This window comes from Streptomyces sp. NBC_00483 (genome assembly GCF_036013745.1).
Classification (GTDB): domain Bacteria; phylum Actinomycetota; class Actinomycetes; order Streptomycetales; family Streptomycetaceae; genus Streptomyces.
Genome location: NZ_CP107880.1, coordinates 2,216,237 through 2,237,838 on the forward strand (window position 1 = coordinate 2,216,237; position 21,602 = coordinate 2,237,838).

At 70.7% G+C, this 21,602-nt stretch carries 14 protein-coding genes and 1 pseudogene; 7 read left to right on the forward strand and 8 right to left on the reverse strand.

What is annotated here, in order from left to right:
* Window positions 1–36: 36 nt before the first annotated feature.
* Together OHA73_RS09630 and OHA73_RS09635 are read right to left on the reverse strand one after the other, a co-directional pair.
* Entirely contained in the window at window positions 37–939 is a 903-nt protein-coding gene (locus OHA73_RS09630; RefSeq protein ID WP_266722020.1) for a hypothetical protein, read from the reverse strand.
* 101 nt (window positions 940–1,040) lie between these two features.
* Entirely contained in the window at window positions 1,041–3,014 is a 1,974-nt protein-coding gene (locus OHA73_RS09635; protein WP_327654850.1) for an acetoacetate--CoA ligase, read from the reverse strand.
* Between the two features lie 215 nt (window positions 3,015–3,229).
* Here OHA73_RS09635 and OHA73_RS09640 point away from each other — a divergent pair, with 215 nt between their 5' ends.
* On the forward strand, window positions 3,230–5,587 hold the full coding sequence (locus OHA73_RS09640) for a glycoside hydrolase family 31 protein (RefSeq protein ID WP_327654851.1): 2,358 nt from the start codon (window positions 3,230–3,232) through the stop codon (window positions 5,585–5,587).
* Window positions 5,588–5,632: 45 nt separating this feature from the next.
* On the opposite strand, the gene OHA73_RS09645 is transcribed toward OHA73_RS09640, so the two are convergent.
* Window positions 5,633–6,169, reverse strand: a complete 537-nt coding sequence (locus tag OHA73_RS09645) for an NUDIX domain-containing protein (protein WP_266722014.1) — start codon at window positions 6,167–6,169, stop codon at window positions 5,633–5,635.
* A gap of 71 nt (window positions 6,170–6,240) precedes the next feature.
* Between OHA73_RS09645 and OHA73_RS09650 the strand changes: the two genes are divergently transcribed.
* From OHA73_RS09650 to glpK, 6 genes are all read left to right on the forward strand, one after another.
* Window positions 6,241–7,050 (forward strand): M15 family metallopeptidase, encoded by an 810-nt coding sequence (locus tag OHA73_RS09650; protein WP_327654852.1) that lies wholly within the window; start codon window positions 6,241–6,243, stop codon window positions 7,048–7,050.
* Between the two features lie 161 nt (window positions 7,051–7,211).
* On the forward strand, window positions 7,212–7,670 hold the full coding sequence (locus tag OHA73_RS09655) for a Zn-ribbon domain-containing OB-fold protein (protein ID WP_327654853.1): 459 nt from the start codon (window positions 7,212–7,214) through the stop codon (window positions 7,668–7,670).
* The gene (locus tag OHA73_RS09660; RefSeq protein WP_327658440.1) at window positions 7,667–8,857 is read left to right on the forward strand and encodes a lipid-transfer protein; all 1,191 of its coding nucleotides are present in this window, start codon (window positions 7,667–7,669) and stop codon (window positions 8,855–8,857) included. The genes OHA73_RS09655 and OHA73_RS09660 overlap by 4 nt, the downstream gene beginning before the upstream one ends.
* Before the next feature lie 96 nt (window positions 8,858–8,953).
* Entirely contained in the window at window positions 8,954–10,603 is a 1,650-nt protein-coding gene (locus tag OHA73_RS09665; RefSeq protein ID WP_327654854.1) for a GGDEF domain-containing protein, read from the forward strand.
* 315 nt (window positions 10,604–10,918) lie between these two features.
* Window positions 10,919–11,662, forward strand: coding sequence for an MIP/aquaporin family protein (locus tag OHA73_RS09670; RefSeq protein ID WP_327654855.1), 744 nt, complete (start codon window positions 10,919–10,921; stop codon window positions 11,660–11,662).
* Between the two features lie 60 nt (window positions 11,663–11,722).
* A complete protein-coding gene (gene glpK / locus OHA73_RS09675; protein WP_327654856.1) occupies window positions 11,723–13,246 on the forward strand; it encodes a glycerol kinase GlpK in 1,524 nt (507 codons plus the stop codon).
* Between the two features lie 100 nt (window positions 13,247–13,346).
* Here the strand turns inward: glpK and OHA73_RS09680 are convergent, their stop codons facing one another.
* From OHA73_RS09680 to OHA73_RS09700, 5 genes and pseudogenes are all read right to left on the reverse strand, one after another.
* Window positions 13,347–13,949 (reverse strand): GTP-binding protein, encoded by a 603-nt coding sequence (locus OHA73_RS09680; protein ID WP_327654857.1) that lies wholly within the window; start codon window positions 13,947–13,949, stop codon window positions 13,347–13,349.
* Window positions 13,930–17,596: pseudogene (locus tag OHA73_RS09685) on the reverse strand (hydantoinase B/oxoprolinase family protein). The gene OHA73_RS09680 and the pseudogene OHA73_RS09685 overlap by 20 nt, the downstream one beginning before the upstream one ends.
* A gap of 54 nt (window positions 17,597–17,650) precedes the next feature.
* Window positions 17,651–18,046 carry a DUF742 domain-containing protein gene (locus OHA73_RS09690; protein WP_266721997.1) on the reverse strand — a complete coding sequence of 132 codons (396 nt, stop codon included), beginning with the start codon at window positions 18,044–18,046 and terminating at the stop codon, window positions 17,651–17,653.
* A 9-nt stretch (window positions 18,047–18,055) separates the two neighbouring features.
* On the reverse strand, window positions 18,056–18,493 hold the full coding sequence (locus OHA73_RS09695; RefSeq protein WP_266721995.1) for a roadblock/LC7 domain-containing protein: 438 nt from the start codon (window positions 18,491–18,493) through the stop codon (window positions 18,056–18,058).
* Window positions 18,490–21,336, reverse strand: coding sequence for a nitrate- and nitrite sensing domain-containing protein (locus OHA73_RS09700; RefSeq protein WP_327654859.1), 2,847 nt, complete (start codon window positions 21,334–21,336; stop codon window positions 18,490–18,492). The genes OHA73_RS09695 and OHA73_RS09700 overlap by 4 nt, the downstream gene beginning before the upstream one ends.
* Between the last annotated feature and the right edge of the window lie 266 nt (window positions 21,337–21,602).

Genomic DNA, 21,602 nt, shown 5'->3' on the forward strand with positions numbered 1-21,602 from the left:
TTCGCGCTTGTCCGCAGGGATCAGCGGCTCGAGCGATCAGTGCAGATGCCTGCCTTCCGGTTTCGCGTCGTCCACCTTTGGTGCGGTGCAGTAGTTCACGCCTGGTTCCGGACCGGACAGGTCGCCGGAGTCCGCGTCGGTGCAGTAGGCGTCGAAGACCCGTCCCCCGGGGATCGGTTGGAATCCCTCGTCCTTCAGGTGCCAGCCGCAGACGCGGTCCTCCTCGCCAGGGACCGAGCTGCGCACGATGACCGCGCAGGCGCGCCGGCTGACGATCGCCAGCGCCAGTACGGCCGTGACCTCCATGGCCGCGGACTCATCCACCGTGACTGTGTCGGGTTCCGTGGCGTCCACGTGCAGGACGGCATGCAGGGACTCCCTGTCGGTGAGCACGCTGCACACCCAGTGGTGGGCTCCTTCGCCGAGCGCGTCGATCACTCGGGAGACCAGGTAGGAAGCCCTGGCGAAGGCCATGCGTCCGACGTCCTGCCCGCACACGGCGCAGGCCCCTGTCCGGGACAGGACGGACGTCGCGAATTCCCAGGTCGCTTGGCGGACGGCCTCTTCCACGAGTTCGGGGACGAGGTCGGCCATGGGTTGTCCCTGGTAGGCAACCCCGGGGCCCGACGCGGCGAGTTCCGCGGTGAATCGGGTACGGCTGATCGCACTGTCCGGGTCGAGGCCCTCCGCCCGGCAGAATTCCGTGAACTCGGCCGGGTCGAACAGCGTGACCGTGGTGTACCCGCCGGCCGCGGCCTGGGATTTGAGCAGTCCTTCCACTTGGCGCAGGTACGTCGTGTGGTCGTCGAAGGTGAAGCTGCGGTAGAGCCGCATCGCCTCGAAGTCCTGCTCGTCGGCCAACAGGCCGATGGTTCCCGCCACTTCACGGCGCAGGCCGCGTCGAACGCCGGCCGTTCGGCTGTGTTGAGTGTGCCCCATGATTCCCCCTGAGTGCGCTTGAACGATGCTCACTCAGAGTAATCAGAGGTACTGACAACGCCACGTTCGGTGACGGTGCACCATCGGTTTCGGGCGGCCGATCAGGCTCGCTTGCGGGCGATCTCCTCGTAGAACTTGAGGAGTTCGAGGTTGTCGATGGAGCCGGGGTTGACCGCCTTCTCCAGCGGCGTGCCCGAGAGTAGGCGCTTGACGGGCACCTCGATGCGCTTGCCGGTGAGGGTGTGCGGGACGCCGGGAGCTTCGATGATCTCGTCGGGCACGTGGCGCGGCGAGAGCTGTTCGCGAATGACCTGCTTGATGCGGGAGCGGAGCGCGTCGTCGAGGGTGGCGCCCGGCGCGAGGTGGACGAAGAGGGGCATCCAGTAGCCGCCGTCGGGCTGTTCCAGGCCGATGACGAGTGATTCGCGGATCTCGGGGAGGCGCTCCACGACCTCGTAGATGTCGGCCGATCCCATCCGGACGCCCTGGCGGTTGAGAGTCGAGTCGGAGCGGCCGTGGATGACGACGGAGCCGCGCGAGGTCAGCGTGATCCAGTCGCCGTGGCGCCAGACTCCGGGGTAGGTGTCGAAGTAGCTGTCGTGGTACCTGGTGCCGTCGGGGTCGTTCCAGAAGCGGATCGGCATGGACGGCATCGGGTTGGTGACGACGAGTTCGCCGACCTCGTCGGTCAGGGGTTCGCCGGCCGGGTCCCACGCCTGGAGGTCCGTGCCGAGGCTGGGCGCCTGGAGCTCGCCGATGTGGACGGGGAGCGTCGGCACGGCTCCGGCGAAACAGGAGCAGACGTCGGTGCCGCCGCTGACGGAGGCGATCCACAGGTCGTCCCGCACCTCGTCGTGGAGCCAGCGGAAGCCGTCCGGCGGGAGCGGGGAGCCTGTGGTGGCGACGCACTTGACGCGGGAGAGGTCGTGGTCGCGCGTGGGGTGCACGTCGGCCTTGCGGCAGGCCATGACGTATGCGGCGGAGGTGCCGAAGAGGGTCGCGCCGGTGCGTTCGGCGATCGCCCACTGGGCGCCGGTCTCGGGGTACCCGGGGCTGCCGTCGTAGGTGACGATCGTGGTGCCGGTGAGCAGGCCGCCGACGAGGAAGTTCCACATCATCCAGCCGGTGGACGTGTACCAGAAGAAGCGGTCGTCGGGGCCGAGGTCGGAGTGCAGGCCGATCTGCTTGAGGTGCTCGATGAGTATGCCGCCCTGCGACTGCACGATGGCCTTGGGCAGGCCTGTGGTGCCGGAGGAGTAGAGCACCCACAGAGGATGGTCGAAGGGCACTTCTTCGTAGACGGGTGTGACGTCCGCGGAGGTGAGGGCCGACCATTCCAGCGCGCCTTCGGGTGCCTTGGTCCCGAGAAGCGGGATGTGTACCACCGCGCGCAGGGACGGCAGTTCGTTGCGGAGTTCCTGCACGGTGTCGCGGCGGTCGTGCTCCTTGCCGCCGTAGCGGTAGCCGTCGACCGTGAACAGGACCACGGGCTCCACCTGCTGGAAGCGGTCCAGGACACTGCGCGCGCCGAAGTCGGGGGCGCAGGACGTCCACACGGCTCCGACGGCCGCCGTGGCGAGGAGGGCGGCGACGGCCTCGGGGATGTTGGGCAGATAGCCGCTGACGCGGTCGCCGGGGCGTACTCCGAGGGCGCGCAGTTCCGCGGCCAGGGAGCCGACCTGGCCGCGCAGCTCGGACCAGGTGACGGGACGGGGTTCGTGTGTCTCGTCGACGTGGAGGATCGCGGGGGTGTCCGCGCGCGCAGGGTCGTCCGCCGTGCGCAGGGCATGCGCGGCGTAGTTGATCGTGGCCCCGGGGAACCACTCGGCACCGGGCATGTCACGGTTGCCGAGCACGCGCGTGTACGGGTGCGTGAAGCGCACGTCGAACCACTCGGTGACGGCCTTCCAGAAGGTTTCGAGTTCGGTGACCGACCAGCGGTGCAGCGCCTCGTAGCCGCCGTCGGCGGGCGCGCCGTGCTGCTCGGCCGCCCAGGCCTGGAACCGTGTGATCTGCGCGTCGGCGATCTGCTGCCGATCGGGCTGCCAGAGCGGTGACGGGTTCACGGTGGACATGATGCGGCTCCAGGAAGTGCGTGCGCGGCGTGTGCGTCCTCGGCGCGCTCCGCGGAGTGTGCGCCTGACGCGGCTCACTGGACGATGCCACGTGATCGACTTCGACACCAGGGTGTATCCCACATAGTCGGCCCGGCGAAGATGTGCTGGCACCACGGATGAACGGCAGTTGAACGCGGCACGCACGCGTGCGCCTCGGTGGCAGGGTGAGCAGCATGGATGGTCGTGACCTGGTGCGCTTGGCGAAGGCGGTTTCGTCCGTGGGGTCGGCCCATGGGCTGCGCTCCGTTCGGGCGTCGTGGCGGCACCGTCGCGCGGACTCCGTGGGCCTGCCCCGGCGGGGAGTCGAGCGGGCCCGGGTCCCGGGCTCGGTGGTCGGTGTGACGCCCGAACCGGGTGGCGGTCTTGTGCGGTTCACGCGGTCCCGGCTGCGCATCATCGTCACCGTGAGCGGTGCCCTCTTCTGGGGCTGGGACAGGGCCGAACCGGAGCCTTCGTACGCGTTGGCCGGGCTCTGCCCGGAGGCGGACCCGCGGGCGGTGCTGGAGCCGGACAAGGACGGCGGTTGGCGGGTGGTCTCCGAGCGGGTGACCGCGGTGGTCTCGCGGCACGGCGCTTTGGAGGTGCGTACGCCGGGCGGGGTCTTGCTGCGCCGCGATCTGCCGCCCCGGTGGTGGGAGTCCGAGGGTGGCGGTGAGGCGCGCTGGGCGCAGCGGTCCGAGGTCTCGGCCGATGCGCGCTTCTTCGGCCTCGGAGGCCGTGCGTCGGGCCCGCGGCTGCGTGACGGGACGTACCGGTTGTGGAACACGGATCCAGGCGGTTCGTTCGGTCGGCAGGACGATCCGTTGTCGCTCACGATGCCGGTGCAGGTGGTGGTCGCGGATGCGGGCACGCATCTGGTGTTCCACGACAACACGTGGGACGGCACCGTCAGCCTCCGTGAGGGCCATGAGGGTGCGGGCTCCGGGCATGACTACGCCGGGACGTCCGAACTGCGCATGGAGGGTGGCCCGTTGCGCTGTTGGGTGGTGGTGGGCGCACCCGCGCGCGTGCTCCACGTCTGGTCCCAGCTGACCGGCGCTCCGGCCGTGCCGCCGGGCTGGGCGCTGGGCCACCAGCACGCGCGTTGGGGGTTCGGGAGCGAGCAGGAGGTGCGCCGGGTCGTCGCGGGCTACAGGGAGCGCGATCTGCCCCTGGAGGCCGCGCATTTGGACGTCGATCACTTCACGGAGGGACAGGCCTTCACTGTCGATCGGGAGCGGTTTCCGTCCTTGCCCCGTCTGGCCGAACAGTTGCGCGGCGAGGGCGTCCGGCTGGTGTCGGTCGTCGACCCGGCGGTCAAGGCCCAGCGCGGCAACGCCCTGTACGACGGCGGGCAGGCGATCGACGCCTTTGTACGGGACGCGGCGGGCCGGCCCGTACGCGGGGTCGTGTGGCCGGGTGAGTCGATGTATCCGGACTTCACCGCGGAGCGGGTGCGCAAGTGGTGGGGCGGTCTGTACGAGGAGCGTCTCGAGCAGGGCTTCTCGGGTTTCTGGCACGACATGAACGAGCCGGTGTCCTTCTCCGCCTTCGGTGAGCCCACGCTCCCCCGTTCGTCCCGGCACGCGGTCGAGGGGCGGGGCGGCGACCATCGGGAGGCGCACAACGTGTACGCGCTGTGCATGGCGCGGGCCGGCTACGAGGGGCTGCGCGAACTGCAGCCGCAGGAACGGCCCTTCCTGTTCTCCCGGTCCGGCTGGGTGGGCTTGCAGCGCTACGGAGGGACGTGGTCCGGTGACGTCGCCACCGGGTGGGCCGGCCTTCGCTCCTCGCTCTCGTTGGTGATGGGGCTCGGCTTGTGCGGGGTGCCGTATTCAGGACCTGATGTGGGCGGGTCCGACGGGAAGCCGTCACCGGAACTGTTCTTGCGCTGGTTCCAGCTGGGCGCTCATATGCCGCTGTTCCGCACGCGTTCGGCGCTGCGGGCGGGGCGTCGCGAGCCCTGGATGTTCGGCGAGGAGGTGCTCACGCACGCGCGCGTGGCGCTGGAGGAGCGGCGTCGCCTCTTTCCGTACTTCATGACCCTCGCGCATCTCGCCCGGCGCACCGGCGCCCCGTATGTGCGGCCTCTGTGGTGGGGTGCTCCGGAGGACCGGGCTTTGCGTGACTGTGAGGACGCCTTCTTGTTGGGCGACTGCCTGTTGGTCGCGCCCGTCCTGGAGCAGGGAGCCGTCCGTCGCACGGTTCAGTTGCCGCCTGGACGCTGGTACGACACGGTGACCGGCGAAGTCTTCGAGGGGCCCGGGCAGGTCACGGTGGACGCCCCCTTGTCGCGTATTCCGGTGCTCGCGCGTGGTGGGTCGGTACTTCCTGTGCGCGATCCGGGTGGGGGCGTCGCCCTGGAGGCGTGGGCGCCGGCACCGGGCCGTACGGGCGGCGGCTACTTGGTGCGGGACGTCGGGGACGGCTGGGAGGAGCCGGAGATCGAGCGGTTCCGGGTGCGCTGGGCCAAGGGGCGCGTGGTCGTCGAGACGGACGGAGAGGACGGCGAGGTCGAACCGCGGTATCCGGTGCGTGTGCGCGGCCTGTGAGCGCCTTACGGCAAGGTCGCGCTGGACGCTCACGGGACCTGGCTCCTACAGGTAGCGGCCCTCGAACCAGGCCTTCACCGCCAACGTGTGGAGTGGAAACGCCAGTTCGGTCGGGCGGCGCAGGAGGTGCCAGCCGTCCGTCTCGTCCGTGGGCGCGCTGGTGGGCAGGAATCCCGCCGGACGTTCGGGCAGGAGGCCGAGGAGCAGGAGGTGGCCGTCCGGGGCGCTCATGGCGTCCACGAGGCGTACGTCGCGGGCCGCGGCGACGATGCCCGTCTCCTCCTGGAGCTCACGGACGACGGCTCGCCGCCAGTCCTCCCGGTCGTCGATGAAGCCGCCGGGCAGGGCGGGCTCCCCGCGCGCGGGGGCGATGGTGCGCGTGATCGCGACGAGGGCGGTGCCCACCGTGTCGTACACCGGTTGCAGGGCGATGGCCACGGGGAGCGGGTTGCGGTAGGCGACGGAGTCACAGGCCCGGCAGGTGCGGGGCCAGCCGTGAACCTCTGCCCCGTAGGCGGCCCCACAGCTCGAACAGTGGGAATCCGGAACGGGGTTGAGCGTGGGGTGGGTTGATGCGGGCACGGCGCGGACTGTATCCGATCACTCGGCTGCGGTCTTCCCCGGTGGGCCCGGCTCCTGATAGACGCTGATCCATGACTCGAGCCTCCACCGCTCTGCGGAAACTCGCCGCCCTGGCCGCCGCCGCGCTGCTCGGCGTGGCCGCCGCCCCTTCGGCTGCCCATGCGACGCCCGACCCGAAGGCCCCCAAGGACTTCGTGGCGCTCCATGACGTGGACCCCACGATCATCCAGGAAATGCGCTACTACACGGAGCACGACTTCATGGGTGAGCCGGTCGACGGCTACAAGAAGCCGATGTGCCTCCTCACGAGACCTGCCGCGCAGTCGCTCCACAAGGCGCAGATCGGCCTCCTGAAGAGGGGCTACTCCCTGAAGGTGTACGACTGTTACCGCCCGCAGCGCGCGGTCGACCATTTCGTCCGCTGGGCGAAGGATCTCGACGACCAGAAGATGAAGGCGGAGTTCTACCCGCGCGTCGACAAGACGCGCCTGTTCGCGGACGGCTACATCGCGGAGAAGTCGGGCCACAGCCGTGGCTCCACCCTCGATCTGACCGTCGTGAAGCTGCCCGCCCGACCCACGCGCCCCTACGTGCCCGGGGAGAGGCTCACGCCCTGCTACGGGCCTAAGGCCGAGCGGTTCCCGGACAACTCGCTGGACATGGGGACCGGGTTCGACTGCTTCGACACGCTCGCCCACACGGACGATCCGCGCGTCCAGGGCGTGCAGCGAACCAACCGGGACCTGCTGCGCAACGCGCTCGGCGCGCAGGGGTTCGTCAACCTGCCCGAGGAGTGGTGGCACTACACGTACAAGCCCGAGCTCTACCCGGACACGTACTTCGACTTCCCGATCTCCAGGCGTTCGCTGACGGGGCGGTGACGTGGCGGGCGCAACCGGAAGCACCCCCGTGGGTCCCGGTCGCGCCCTCACCGGTCACGGACGCCGGTAGGACGCGGGCGGTTCTGCGGGACCCCTGACGTCATTCGGCTCCCCATGGCACACTTCTGACGTTCCGTCAGATTCATTGCCGGGGAGGAACTGTGGCGCGTACGCGTACACCTGTCGTGGCCGATTGGTTCAGCGGAGAGGGGGACGACTTCCGCCTGTTGGGCACGCGCTGCTCCGCATGTGCGTCGGTGTTCTTTCCGCGCGAGGACGGGGCGTGCCGCAATCCCGCCTGCGCGGGCGGCGAGCTGGTGGCACTGCCTCTGTCGCGGCGCGGGCGCGTCTGGTCGTACACGGACGCCAGGTACCGACCACCGGAACCGTACGTGTCGGATCGGGAACTTCCCTGGGAGCCCTACGCGTTGATCGCTGTGGAGCTCGAGACGGAGCGATTGGTCGTGCTCGGCCAGGGAGCTCCTGGCGTCTCCGTGGCCGATCTCGCGGTCGGCATGGAGGTGGAAGTCGTACCGGGCGTGCTCAACGAGGAGGGGGACGACGAGACCGGGACGACATGGACGACGTGGCACTGGCGGCCGACGGGGGTGGCGGCATGACGGGAGACGTGGCGGTTCTCGGCGCGGGCATGCACCCCTGGGGGAAGTGGGGGCGCAGCTTCGTCGAGTACGGGGTGGCAGCGGCGCGGGCCGCGCTCGCCGACGCCGGGGTCGACTGGCGCGACGTCGGCTCGATCGTCGGTGCGGACACGGTGCGCGGCGGCTATCCCGGCTACGTGGCGGGAGCGACGTTCGCGAAGGCACTCGGCTGGCAGGGCGCGCGCGTGGCCAGCGTCTACGCGGCCTGCGCTTCGGGGGCCCAGGCGGTCAACACGGCGCGGGCGCAGATCCTTTCGGGACTCGCGGACGTCGTGCTCGTGGTGGGGGCCGACGCCGCGCCCAAGGGGTTCTTCAAGCCCGCCGGCGGTGACCGGCCCGACGACCCCGACTGGTTGCGTTTCCGTGCACTTGGGGCGACCAACCCGACGTACTTCGGTCTGTACGCGCGCCGGCGCATGGCCCTGCACGGGGACACGCTCGAGGACTTCGCGCAGGTCAAGGTGAAGAACGCCGCCTCCGGCGCGCTGAATCCGAACGCGCGCTATCGCAAGACGGTGACGGCCGAGGAGGTCGGGGCCTCCGCCGTTGTCGCCGATCCGCTGCGGCTGCTCGACATCTGCGCCACGTCGGACGGCGGTGCGGCGCTGGTGCTGTCCAGCATGGACTTCGCGCGCCGGCACGGAGCCGCGGATCCCGTCCGCATACGGGCCGTGTCGACGGTGACTCCGACGTACCCGAACACCGTGCTCGACCTCCCGGACATCGCCACGGACTCGGCCGCCGGGGTCGCGTCCGAAGGCCCCGCGTTCCGTGCATCGATCGCCCGCGCCGCCTACGAAGAGGCGGGGATCGGCCCCGAGGATCTGTCCCTCGCGGAGGTCTACGACCTGTCCACGGCCTTGGAGTTGCAGTGGTACGAGGACCTCGGGCTGTGCGGCGAGGGTGAGGGCACGAAGCTGCTCAGGGACGGCGCGACCGCTCCCGGAGGGCGAATACCCGTGAACAGCAGCGGTGGGCTCGCGTCCTTCGGGGAGGCGGTTCCGGCGCAGGCGATCGCCCAGGTCTGCGAACTGACGTGGCAGTTGCGGGGCACGGCGGGCGACCGGCAGGCGGCCGGGGCCCGGGCCGGGATCACGGCCAACCAGGGCCTGTTCGGCCACGGTTCGTCGGTCGTGGCGGTGCGCTGACCGCCGCGTGCGTACGCTGCGTGGCCGTGCGGGAATGCTGCGTGAACAGCGTGTGAACCGGCCCTCGTGGCGTCCGTGTGACGCCATCATGCTGGCGTGCACACCTGGCCGGACAGCCTCCGCTTCGCCTTCCAGCCCGTGGTCAATCTGGCCACGGGATCGGCCGCGGCTCTGGAGATACTCGCCCGCCCCGAGTCGGGTGATGTGCTCGCGCGGGCGCATCGCGATCCCGAACTCGACGGCGACCTCGCCGCGTTGGCGATCCGCGACGCCGCACGCCGGGAGACGCTGCTGCCGCTGCACGTGAACGTGTTCGCGGGCACGCTCGCCGACCTGGGCGGTCTTGATGCGCTGCGGCGCGCGGTGCGGGATGCGGGCCGCCTGCCGTGGGAGGTGACCGTCGATGTGGGGCCGCCGTTCACGCACGTGCCGCACCGCGCGCTCCTGGAGGGCGTCGCGGTGCTGCGCAAGGAGGGCTTCCGGGTGTGCGCCGACGGCGTGGGCGACGGCGACGTACCCCTGCGGCTGCTCGACGATCTCGCGCCGGACCTGATCAAGCTCGACGCCTCACTGCTGTCGCGCGGGGCGACGGTGCGGGCCATGCGGACACTGTGCGAGGAGATCGGCGCGCTGCTCGCGGTCGAGGGCGTGGAGACCGAGACCCAGTGCATGGCGGCCCGGGACGCCGGGGCGCAGCTCGCGCAGGGCAATCTGTTCGCGCCGGCGGCCCGGCTGCCGATCTCCGAGGTGTACGTGCCCGAACTGCCCCCGGCCGTCGGCTCGTCGCGGCCGACCGGGCCGCCGGTACGGGACTTCGTGCGGCCCGCGGCGCTGCTGCCCGATTCGGCGTCCGCGGAACAGGTGCGACGCCGGCTCACCGGTGCGGCCGAGGTGTCCGGGGTGCTGCTCGTCGATGCCGCCGGGGTGCCGGTGCGGTCGGGGCAGCGGGACCGCTTCCTGCTGTCGTTGTCGACGCGCTATGGGCACGCGCTGTACGCCGACCGGCCCGCCGCGCGGCTCGGCGACCGGCCGCGCACGGTGGGCGTCACCGCGACCGCCTGGGAGGTGCTCGACGTGGTCGCGGACGGCGAGCACGCCCGCACCGCCGACGACGTCGCCGTGGTGGACGACGGCGGGCGCTGCGTCGGCGTCGTACGCCTCACCGACCTCGTACGGGCGCTCGCCGAGAGCCGGGTCGAGGAGGCAGCCGGGCTCAACCCGCTGACGCGGTTGCCGGGTTCGGACTCCGTGACGGGCGAGCTGGACCGCTGGGTGGCGCAGGGCCGCGGCTTCGCCCTGAGCTGGCTGGACATCGACGGGTTCAAGCAGGTCAACGACGGTGCGGGGTTCGCGGCGGGCGACGAGCTGATCCGTGCGGTGGGGCGGGCCCTCGCGCGCACGGCGTCGGAGTCCGTGCGGGTGGGGCACATCGGGGGTGACGACTTCCTGGTCCTGGCGGATCCGGAGCAGCTCGGTCCGCTCGCGGCCGCCGTGCTCGATGCTCCCTGGTCGGCGGGCGGCAGGGCGGTGACGCTGTCGCTGGCCACGGTGGTGTGCCCGCCCGGCAGCGTGCCCGACCACCGGCGGGCCGCCGCGCTGCTCGCCCCGCTCAAGAAGGCCGCGAAGGCGCTCTCCGGGGCGAGCTGGGTCTGCGGTCACGCGGGGCGCGAAGGTTTCGACGTGCGCCGCGGCGCGCGAGCCGCGGCTGCCGCGCGCGACCGGAGGGGAGCGTCGGCCGCCGGTTAACCGTTGCCGTCCACGACCTTGACGCTCCAGTACGGCCGGTGAACACTTCCGGGTGTCAGTCGGCATCGGCGCAAATCGGCCCACCGCTGCTCGGGGCCCTGCCTGCCCCAGGTGCGCCTTCCTGCCGGGTTGCGGCAGGTCAGGGCCGCTCCCCCACGTGTGGTTCCGACTGTTCGGGCACGCTCGTCACGGACGCCGGGCGGGGCGCGGGACTTCCCTGCCTACGGCAGCCGTAGTTCAGAACCAGCCATGGGAAACGCACCCTGCACGGAGGACCGGGGAGCACTGACCCCGGGCGAGGGCCTAGGAGCCGCCATGAGCAACGGAGACATCTTCATCGGTGAGGTCATCGGCACCGCGATTCTGATCCTTTTCGGCGCGGGCGTCTGCGCCGCCGTCACCCTGAAACACTCCAAGGCGAGGGCCTCCGGGTGGGTCGTCATCGCGTTCGGCTGGGGCTTCGGCGTGCTGGCCGGCGCCTACACGGCCGCCCCGCTGTCGGGTGGTCACCTCAACCCCGCGGTCACCATCGGCATCGCGGTCGACACCGAGAAGTGGGACAAGGTCTGGGTCTATCTGCTCGGCCAGATGGTCGGCGCGATGCTCGGCGCCGTCCTCGCGTACCTGGTGTATCTCGCACAGTTCAACGCCAACGTCGGTTCGGACGAGGACTCCGCCGAGGACGGTCCGACGCCGACGCTCGGCATCTTCTCGACGATCCCCGAGATCCGGAACGTGGTCGCGAACCTGCTCACCGAGGTCATCGCGACGATCGCCCTGGTCCTGCCCATTCTCGCGTTCGGCCTCACCAAGGGACTCGGCGAGTCCGGCACCCAGGTGCTGATCGTGGCGCTCCTGGTCGTCGGCATCGGCCTGTCGCTCGGCGGGCCGACGGGTTACGCGATCAACCCCGCCCGCGACCTGGGCCCGCGCATCGTGCACCACTTCCTGCCCATCCCCAACAAGGGGACGTCCGACTGGGGTTACGCTCTCGTCCCGGTCGTCGGGCCGCTCATCGGCGGCGCGCTGGCGGGGGTCATCTACAACGCGGCGTTCTGAAGCAACGCAGCGTTCTGAAGCGCAGAACACTCTCGTACGTCTTCTTACGAAGGGGTAGCCATGCCCGACGCTTCCGTGAAGTACGTCGCCGCCATCGACCAGGGCACCACCTCGAGCCGCTGCATCATCTTCAACCAGGCCGGCGAGATCGTCGCCGTCGACCAGCGCGAACATCGTCAGATCTTCCCGAAGCCGGGCTGGGTGGAGCACGATGCCACCGAGATCTGGTCCAAGGTCCAGGCCGTGGTCGCGGGGGCGATCGCGAAGGCGGGACTGCGCGCGGACCAGCTCAGCGCCCTCGGGATCACCAACCAGCGGGAGACGACGGTCCTTTGGGACCGTGCGACCGGCAAGCCCGTGCACAACGCGATCGTCTGGCAGGACACGCGGACGTCGGCGCTCTGCAACGAGCTGGGCGGCGCCGACGGACAGGACCGTTTCCGCGAGACGACCGGGCTGCCCCTGGCGAGCTACTTCTCCGGGCCCAAGGCGGCCTGGCTGCTCGACAACGTACCGGGGCTGCGGGCCAGGGCCGAGCGCGGGGAGCTCGCCTTCGGCACGATGGACTCGTGGCTGATCTGGAATCTCACCGGCGGCACCGACGGCGGCGTGCACGTCACCGACGTCACGAACGCCGGGCGCACCATGCTGATGAGCCTGGAGACCCTCCAGTGGGACCAGTCGATCCTGTCGGCGATGAATGTCCCCGAGTCGCTGCTTCCGGAGATCCGTTCGTCCGCCGAGGTGTACGGCACCGCGGTCGGGCAGCTGGCCGGTGTGCCCGTGGCCTCCGCCCTGGGCGACCAGCACGCGGCCATCTTCGGGCAGGCCTGCTACGACGCGGGGACCGCGAAGAACACGTACGGGACGGGCAGCTTCCTGCTGCTCAACACCGGTAACCGGCCGGTTCCTTCGAAGAACGGCCTGCTCACCACCATGGGCTACAAGATCGGCACCGAGGCGCCCGTGTACTGCCTCGAAGGCTCGATCGCGATCACGGGTGCCCTGGTGCAGTGGTTCCGCGACCAGCTCGGCATCATCAAGAGCGCCGACGAGATCGAGACGCTCGCGGCGAGCGTGGACGACAACGGCGGTGCCTACATCGTGCCCGCGTTCTCCGGTCTGTTCGCGCCCTACTGGCGCTCCGACGCGCGCGGCGTCGTCACCGGCCTCACCAGGTACGTCACCAAGGCGCACCTGGCGCGTGCCGTCCTGGAGGCGACGAGCTGGCAGACCCGTGAAGTCGTCGACGCCATGTACCAGGACTCCGGGGTGCGGATCACGACTCTGAAGGTCGACGGCGGCATGACGAAGAACAACCTCCTGATGCAGCATCAGGCGGACGTGCTCGACGTGCCCGTGGTGCGCCCCAAGGTCTCCGAGACGACGTGCCTGGGCGCCGCCTACGCCGCCGGGCTCGCGACGGGCGTGTGGAACGACCTGGACGAGCTCAAGGCCCACTGGCAGCGGGACGCCGAGTGGACTCCCGCGATGGACGCGGGCGTCCGGGACCGCGAGTACCAGAACTGGCGCAAGGCCGTGGAGAAGAGCTTCGGCTGGCACGCGGACGGAGACGACGCATAGGCCATATCCCTGCGCGCGTGGTGACGTACAGCCCTCCACGCGCGCGTACGCGGCGGTTCGAACCCTGGTCGGCGGGGGTGCGGGCCGCCGCTGTGCGTGCTCAGGTCGCCGCGGGCTGCCTGCGCTCGGCGGCTTCCGCCGCATGGCCGACGACGCCGATCAGCACGTCCTTCACCGACTCCTTGTCGCGTGCGTCGCACAGGACCACGGGGACGTCCGGGTCGAGGTCGAGCGCCTGGCGGACCGCGTCGGTCGGGTGGCGTGCGGCGCCGTCGAAGCAGTTGACGCCGACGATGAACGGTATGGAGCGCCGCTCGAAGTAGTCGACCGCGGCGAAGCAGTCCTCCAGGCGGCGGGTGTCCGCGAGGACGACCGCTCCCAGCGCCCCGGTCGACAACTCGTCCCAGAGGAACCAGAAGCGGTTCTGGCCCGGTGTGCCGAAGAGGTAGAGCACGAGGTCGTCGCGGAGCGTGATGCGGCCGAAGTCCATCGCCACCGTGGTGGTGCTCTTGCGCTCGACTCCCTCGATGTCGTCCACGGGGCGGCCCGCCTCCGTCAGGAGTTCCTCCGTGCGCAGCGGCCTGATCTCGCTGACCGCGCCGACCAGCGTCGTCTTGCCCACGCCGAAGCCGCCGGCCACCAGGATCTTGAGCGTCACGGGCTCGACGGGGGCCTTTCGGCGCTCAGAACGCCCGAAGATCATGGCTGTGTCTCTCCTGCCTCGCTGGTGTCGCTGTCTCGGGTACTGCTGCTCGCCCCGGGCGGCCCGTAGCCGCCGCCTCCGGGCGTTTCGACGACGAGTACGTCGCCGGGGTCCACATCGGCCGTGTCGCTGCCGTCGAGGCGGGTGACGGTGCCGTCCACGCGCTCCACGGAGTTGGCGCCGAGCGCTCCGGGGGCGCCACCCGCCATCCCGTAGGGCGGCACCCTGCGGTGCTGGGTCAGCGTGGAGACGGTCATCGGCTCACGGAAGCGAATGCGTCGCACGGCCCCGTCGCCGCCCGGCCAGCGGCCCGCTCCCCCGCTGCCGCGCCGCACCGCGAACTCCTCCAGGAGGACGGGCAGCCGCCACTCGAGGACCTCGGGGTCGGTGAGCCGCGAGTTGGTCATGTGGGTCTGGACGACGGGCGCGCCGGGGAAGCCGTCGCCTGCGCCGGAGCCGGAGGCCACCGTCTCGTAGTACTGATGGCGCGCGTTCCCGAAGGTGATGTTGTTCATCGTGCCGGAACCCTCGGCCTGTACGCCCAGGGCCCCGTAGAGGGCTCCCGTGATGGCCTGCGACGTCTCCACGTTGCCCGCGACGACCGCGGCGGGCGGCTGGGGCGAGAGGAAGGATCCGGGCGGCACGACGATGTTCAGGGGGCGCAGGCAGCCGTCGTTGAGCGGGATGTCGTCGCCCACGAGTGTCCGGAAGACGTACAGGACGGCGGCGTTGACGACGGCGAACGGGGCGTTGAAGTTCGTGGGGAGCTGGTCGGAGGTGCCGGTGAAGTCGACGGTGGCGCTGCGCTGTGCGCGGTCCACGCTCACGCGCACGCGGATGACCGCGCCCGAGTCGGTCTCGTAGCTGAACTCGCCGTCCTCCAGGGCGTCGATGACGCGTCGCACGGATTCCTCGGCGTTGTCCTGTACGTGCTTCATGTAGGCGAGCACGACGTCCAGGCCGAAGTTCTCGATCATGCGGGCGACTTCGTCGACGCCCTTCTGGTTGGCCGCGATCTGGGCGCGCAGGTCGGCGAGGTTCGTCCGCGGGTTGCGGGAGGGATGGGGCGCCTCGGTCAGCAGGCGCAGCGTCTCCTCCTCACGGAACCGGCCGGCCTCCACGAGCAGCCAGTTGTCGAAGAGCACGCCTTCTTCGTCGATGGTGCGGCTGTTCGCGGGCATGGAGCCGGGGGCGATGCCGCCGATCTCCGCATGGTGCCCCCGCGAGGCGACGTAGAACAGGATCCGGTCACCGTCCGTGTCGAAGACCGGGGTGATCACGGTGACGTCGGGCAGGTGCGTGCCGCCGTGGTAAGGGTCGTTGACGGCGTAGGTGTCGCCGGGCCGCATGGTCGAGCCGCGACGGCGGATGACCTCCTTGACGCTGGTGCCCATCGAGCCCAAGTGCACGGGAATGTGCGGAGCGTTGGCAACCAGGCTGCCGTCGGGATCGAAGAGCGCGCAGGAGAAGTCCAGACGTTCCTTGATGTTGACGGACTGCGAGGTCGACTCGAGTCGGGCACCCATCTGCTCCGCGATCGACATGAAGAGGTTGTTGAAGACCTCGAGCCGAACCGGATCGATTTCCGTGCCGAGATCGGAACTCTCTGTAATCGCCGTCCGTTGCATGATCAGGTGGCCGTCGTCCGCGAGGGCCGCCTGCCATCCGTCGTCGACGACGGTCGTCGAGCCGTCCTCGGCGATGATCGCCGGCCCCTGGACGGGCTCGCCGGGCGGGAGTTGGTCCCGGTGGTGGAGGGATACATCGCGCCAGGTTCCGCCGGTGTGCAGGCGGACGGTCGTGGCGGTGGTCGGCGCGGTGGTGCGGGGTGCGAGGTGCGAGAGATCGGGGGGATCGGTCAGGCCAGTGGCTTCTACGGAGAGTGATTCGACGACGAGCGGTCGGTCCAGGGTGAAGGAGTAGTGAGCGCGATGACGTTCTTCGAAGGCGCGGGTCATGGCGTCGGGTTCGGTGAGTTCCACGGTGAGCGCGGTGTCCGTGCCGTCATAGCGGAGCTGGGCCCTGCGCACGATCCGAATGCGCTGCTCCGGGACGTCCTCGGCGCGCAGTTCCTCGCGTGCGGCGCTCTCCAGGTCGTCTGCGGTCTTGAGAATGTGCGGCATCGAGGAGTCGTCCACGGTGGCCTCGACGGACTGTTCCCGCATGGCGGTGGTGTCGGCGAGCCCGATGCCGAGCGCCGAGAGGACGCCTGCCATGGGCGGTACGAGGACCGTCCGGATGCCGAGTTCGGCGGCGACCTTGCACGCGTGCTGCCCACCGGCACCACCGAAGGTGGTGAGGGCGTAGCGGGTGACGTCGTGGCCCTTCTGCACCGAGATGCGCTTCACGGCGTTGGCGATGTTGGCCACGGCGACCTGGAGGTAGCCCTCGGCCACCTGCTCGGGGGTGCGCGCGTCACCGGTCCTTTCGCGGATCTCGGTGGCGAGGGCGGCGAAACGCTCGCGTACGAGGTCGTCGTCGAGCGGCTGGTCTCCCTCGGGCCCGAACACGCGGGGAAAGTACGCGGGTTGGACGCGTCCGAGGGTGACGTTGGCATCGGTGACCGTGAGCGGGCCGCCGCCCCGGTAGCAGGCCGGTCCCGGCACCGCGCCGGCCGAGTCGGGTCCGACCCGGTAGCGGCTGCCGTCGAAGTGCAGCACGGAGCCGCCGCCCGCCGCGACGGTGTGGATGTCGAGCATGGGCGCGCGCAGCCGCACTCCGGCGATCTGCGTGGTGAGGACCCGCTCGTACTCGCCCGCGAAGTGCGAGACGTCCGTGGAGGTGCCGCCCATGTCGAAGCCGATGACGCGGTCGAAGCCCGCGCGCCCCGACATACGGGCCATGCCCACGATGCCGCCTGCGGGCCCGGACAGGATGGCGTCCTTGCCGCGGAACTGCCCGGCCTCGGCGAGCCCTCCGTTGGACTGCATGAACATCAGCCGCACGTCGGGGAGTTGCTCGGCGACCTGGCGCACGTAGCGGCGCAGGACGGGCGACAGGTAGGCGTCGACGACGGCCGTGTCGCCCCGGGGCACCACCTTCATGAGCGGGCTGACCTCGCTGGACAGCGAGATCTGCGGGAAGCCAATGCGCTCGGCGAGGGCGCCGATCTCGCGCTCGTGATCCGGGTGGAGGTGGCTGTGCAGGCAGACGACGGCCACCGCCCGAATGCCGTCTTCGTAGACCCGGCGCAGCGAGGCCTCGAGGGAGCCCAGGTCGAGCGGGGTGAGCACCTCGCCCTGGGCGTCCACCCGTTCGTCGACCTCGATGACGCGCTCATGGAGCAGTTCGGGCAGCTCGATGCGGCGGGCGAAGATGCGGGGCCGGTTCTGGTAGGCGATCCGCAGGGCGTCGCGGAAGCCGCGCGTGATGACGAGGGCGGTCGGCTCGCCGCGGCGCTCCAGGAGGGCGTTGGTGGCGACCGTGGTGCCCATGCGGACGGAGTCGACGAGGTCGCCGGGCCCGCCGCCGGGCGCCGGCTCCGCGCCCTCACCGAGGAGTTCGCGGATCGCGAAGACGGCCGGGTCGCGGTAGCGCGCCGGATGGTCGGAGAGCAGCTTGTGCGTGAGCAGGCGACCGTCGGGCCGCCGGGCCACGACATCCGTGAAGGTGCCGCCTCGGTCGATCCAGAACTGCCAGCCTGCCACGTGTGTCTCCCGCCGTCCGCCCCGTTCCTGTGCCCCGCATGCTCCGCTGACGGATCAGAGCGCTCTGAGGCCGTCGATCACGTCGCGGAGAATACCCGCGTCGGGCAGCTCGGCCGGTGGAACCGGCCGCGTCACGTGGACCAGTTCGTCGTCGACGAGATCCCCGATGAGGACGCGCACCACCCCTACCGGAAGATCGAGCTCCGCGGCCAGTTCGGCCACGGACTGCGGGGCGTCCTGGCAGAGCCCGACGATGTCGACGTGTTCCGGCGACAGCGTCTGGTCGGTCGACGCGTCGCCTTGATGCCGTTCGGCGACGACGACCGCGATCAGGTCGAGCCGGTGCTGGGTCGCGCTGCTGGTGCGGCCGCGCGTCATGGCGTACGGGCGCACGACGGGGCCCGCGTCGTCGTCGAACCAGTGATGCGTCTCCTGACCGTCTGGTCTCATGCCAACCCACTACCCTCCGGCGGGCAGGTCTGTGCGCCTGGCCGTCCCCAGATGCACTCCGACGCGCTTGACCAGCAGGGTCATCTCGTAGGCGACGAGGCCGACGTCGGAGTCCGCGTCGGACAGCACCGCGAGGCAGCTGCCGTCCCCCGCCGCGGTGACGAACAGGAAGGCCTCGTCGAGTTCGACGACCGTCTGCCGGACACTGCCTGCTTCGAAGTGCCGGCCCACCCCCTTGGCGAGGCTGTGGAATCCGGATGCCACGGCGGCGAGGTGTTCGCTGTCCTCGCGGCTGAGCCCCTCGGAGACGCCCGTCGGCAGCCCGTCGCCGGAGAGCACCATCGCCTTGCGGATACCGGCGACGCGCTCGACCAGGTCGTCCAGGAGCCAGTTCAGCTCGCCGACAACCCCGTTGGTGGTCCCCGCATTGGCCTTCGGCGCGGTCATCGACCGTCCCCCTCAGATTTCGTTCCTCGTGCTGTACCGTCGGCGCGCTCATCGCCCGCGGTGTTCTCCGCGCGTCCACGCCGCCAGCCGCGTTGGAGCGAGGCCATACGGCTGCGCACCTCGTCGGCGTCCCGGTCGGTGGGCTGTGCGGAGGGAGTCCTGTCTTCGGCCGGTGCCGCGCTGTCGCCGCGCAGGTCCGGGCCGTCCTTCAACTGCGGGGCCAGGTTGGCCTGTCGGACGCGGCGGGGCAGCCCGCCGGAAGTGGTGCTTGGCGTGCCGGGCTGCTGGGCGTCCGGTGCGGGCTCGGGGGTCTCGCGCGGGGCCTCGGTCTCCTCCACCGCACGGGTGCGGCGCCTGGGGAGGCCGACCGGGGTGTCCCGCTGTCCGTCGCCGTTGCCGCCGCCGTTGCCGTTGCCGTTGCCGTTGCCGTTGCCGTTGCCGTTGCCCCGGTCGTGCCGCTCGCCCGGTTCTGGCGCGATGCGGTCGTCCGCGCCGGGCCTGCTGTGGGTCACGGGCCTGCCGTGCGAGCTGACGAGCTTGGGCACGCGCCGGCGCGGAAGCGGCAGCGGCCCCTCCGGACCGGCTGCCGGGTCCTGCGCGTTGTGGTCCCCGGAGCGGCGCGGGCCGCCCGTGTGGCGGGAGGTGTCCGTGCCGTCGGTCCCGGCGCCGTCGTCCTCGGCCTGCTGGTGCTGTTCACCGGGAGGCCCGGCCACGGCGCGGCGGGGGCGGAACAGACCGCCGCGCTCGCTGTCCTCGTCGCCCAGGGCACCGGGGAACTGGGTCATGTCGGAGGTCGTCAGCGGGGCCTCCAGCTCGACCGGCCCGTTGAGCACGGAGGCCGGCAGACCGGGCAGCCCGGCCACTCCGCCCGGCTTTGCTTGGGTCACCGAAGGGGCCGTGCGGCGCAGCGCGTTGGGCCGGTCGAGACGGAAGCCGGCGCCCTCGGTGTCGGGGGCGTCCGTGAGCAGGGAGTCCGGGATGAAGACCACCGCGGTGGTGCCGCCGTAGGGCGACGGCTGGAGGGAGACGCGAATGTGCTGCCGCTGGGCGAGGCGGCTGACCACGAACAGGCCGAGCCGGTCGGTGTCGGAGAGTTCGAACTCCGGTGTCTCGGCGAGGCGCAGGTTGGCGTCGAGCAGTGCGTCGGGGGCCATGCCGAGGCCGCGGTCGTGGATCTCCAGGGTGAAGCCGTTCGCGACGCGCTCGCCGACCACCTGCACGGCGGTGTGCGGGGGCGAGAACACCGTGGCGTTCTCCAGGAGTTCGGCCACGAGGTGGGTGAGGTCGGCGACGGCCGGTCCCGTCACGGCGATCCGCGGCAGCCGCCGTACCTCGATGCGCTCGTAGTCCTCCACCTCGGCGACGGCGGCCCGCACGATGTCCATGAGCTGGACGGGTCTGCGCCACTGCCGGGACGGGGCGGCGCCGGAGAGGATCACCAGTCCCTCCGCGTGGCGGCGCATCCGGGTGGTGAGGTGGTCGAGGCGGAACAGGTCGGCGAGCTCGTCTGTGTCCTCGGTCCTGCGCTCCATGGTGTCGAGCAGGGTCAGCTGCTTGTGCAGCAGGACCTGACTGCGCCGGGCGAGGTTGACGAACACCTCGGAGACGCCGCGGCGCAGCTCGGACTGCTTGACGGCTGCTTCGACGGCGGATCGCTGCAGGGTGTTGAGCGCCTGGCCGACCTGGCCGATCTCGTCCCTGCCGTATTCGAGACGCGGCGCCTCGGTCTCCACGTCGACCTCGTCCCCCGCGGCGAGGCGGCGCATCACACCGGGGAGCCGCACACCGGAGGCCTCGTGCGCCTCAAGACGGAGCCGGCGCAGGTCGCGGACGAGCCCGCGGCCGATGCGTACGGAGAGGTACAGGGAGACGAGGAGGGCGAGCAGACCGAGCACTCCGGCGATGCCTGCCCGCAGCAGGACGTCGATGGCCTCCGGGCGGGCGCGGTCCTGGTAGCGCTCGGTCGCGGCGGTGTCCCGGTCGACGAGTTCGTCGAGCACGGGCTGCGAGGCCCTGTCCCAGCTCCGTGCGGTGGCGCCCTTCGGTGTGCCGGGGGAGCCGTTCACGACCGCTTCCTCAGCGGTGCGCAGCGGGTTGGTGTCCGGGCTCTTCCAGTACCGCTGATAGCGGGAGCGCTCGGAGTCGGGCAGGAGCGCGAGATTGCTCTCGTAGAGGAGGGAACGCTGGGCGACGAGGTCGGAGACCTGCCGCAGTTCCTGCTGGGTGAACCGGCGGGCGACGAGCCCGGAGCCGACCAGCGCGTCCTCCTGGGACAGTAGTTCGCGTGCCTTGAGTACGCCGACGAGGGCGCGCGCCTGGCGTTCGACCTTCGCGTTGTCGAGGGCCGTGAGGTCGAGCAGGAAGTCGTACGTCGGCGCGACGAGGCGGTTGTAGAACTCGAGGGCCTGGGCGCGGGTCACGGTGCCTTCGTCGACGTTCCGACGAAGCGAGGCGATCCCTTCCAGTCCCTCGACGGCGGTGTCGAGGGAGACCCGGGCGTCGCCGTCCAGGCCGACGCGGATGTCGCCGTCGCGCGCCTTCTCCTTGATCCGGGTGATCGATTCGTCGGCCGCGGTCCGCTTGGCCCGCAGCGCCGACTGGGCGTCGGAGGCACGGGGGTCGGCGAGATAGACGAGCGTCTGGCGGCGTTCCGCCTGCAGCGTACGGCTCGTGGCGACCAGCGGGTAGGCGACCGAGTCGATCGCCTGGCCCGCGGATATCAGCTGGACGGCGGCGCGCCCCGTGATCACCGTGGCGAAGGCCCAGATGGCCGTCAGGGACAGCAACGGCACCAGCAACAACGCCACGATCTTCCGGCGGATGGACTTCCCGCGAAAGCGCATGGCCTCCCCCAGATCGACCCCTCTGCCTTCAGGGGCACACATGTGCGTCAACAAACGGCGCGAGCCTACTACTGAGACAGGAGCAACTCGAAGGCCTGTCCGGATGATGTCCGAGTGAACTGTGGTGCCGACATCATGAGTTGTCCGGCATTGCGGGAGATTAACTCCGCTCTGGACCCACCTCGGCAACGATCACAATCGGTCCGTCCTGTCGGAGAGTTGGCCGGAATCCTGCGCACCGCACCCCCGGAACAGGCGAGTTCGCC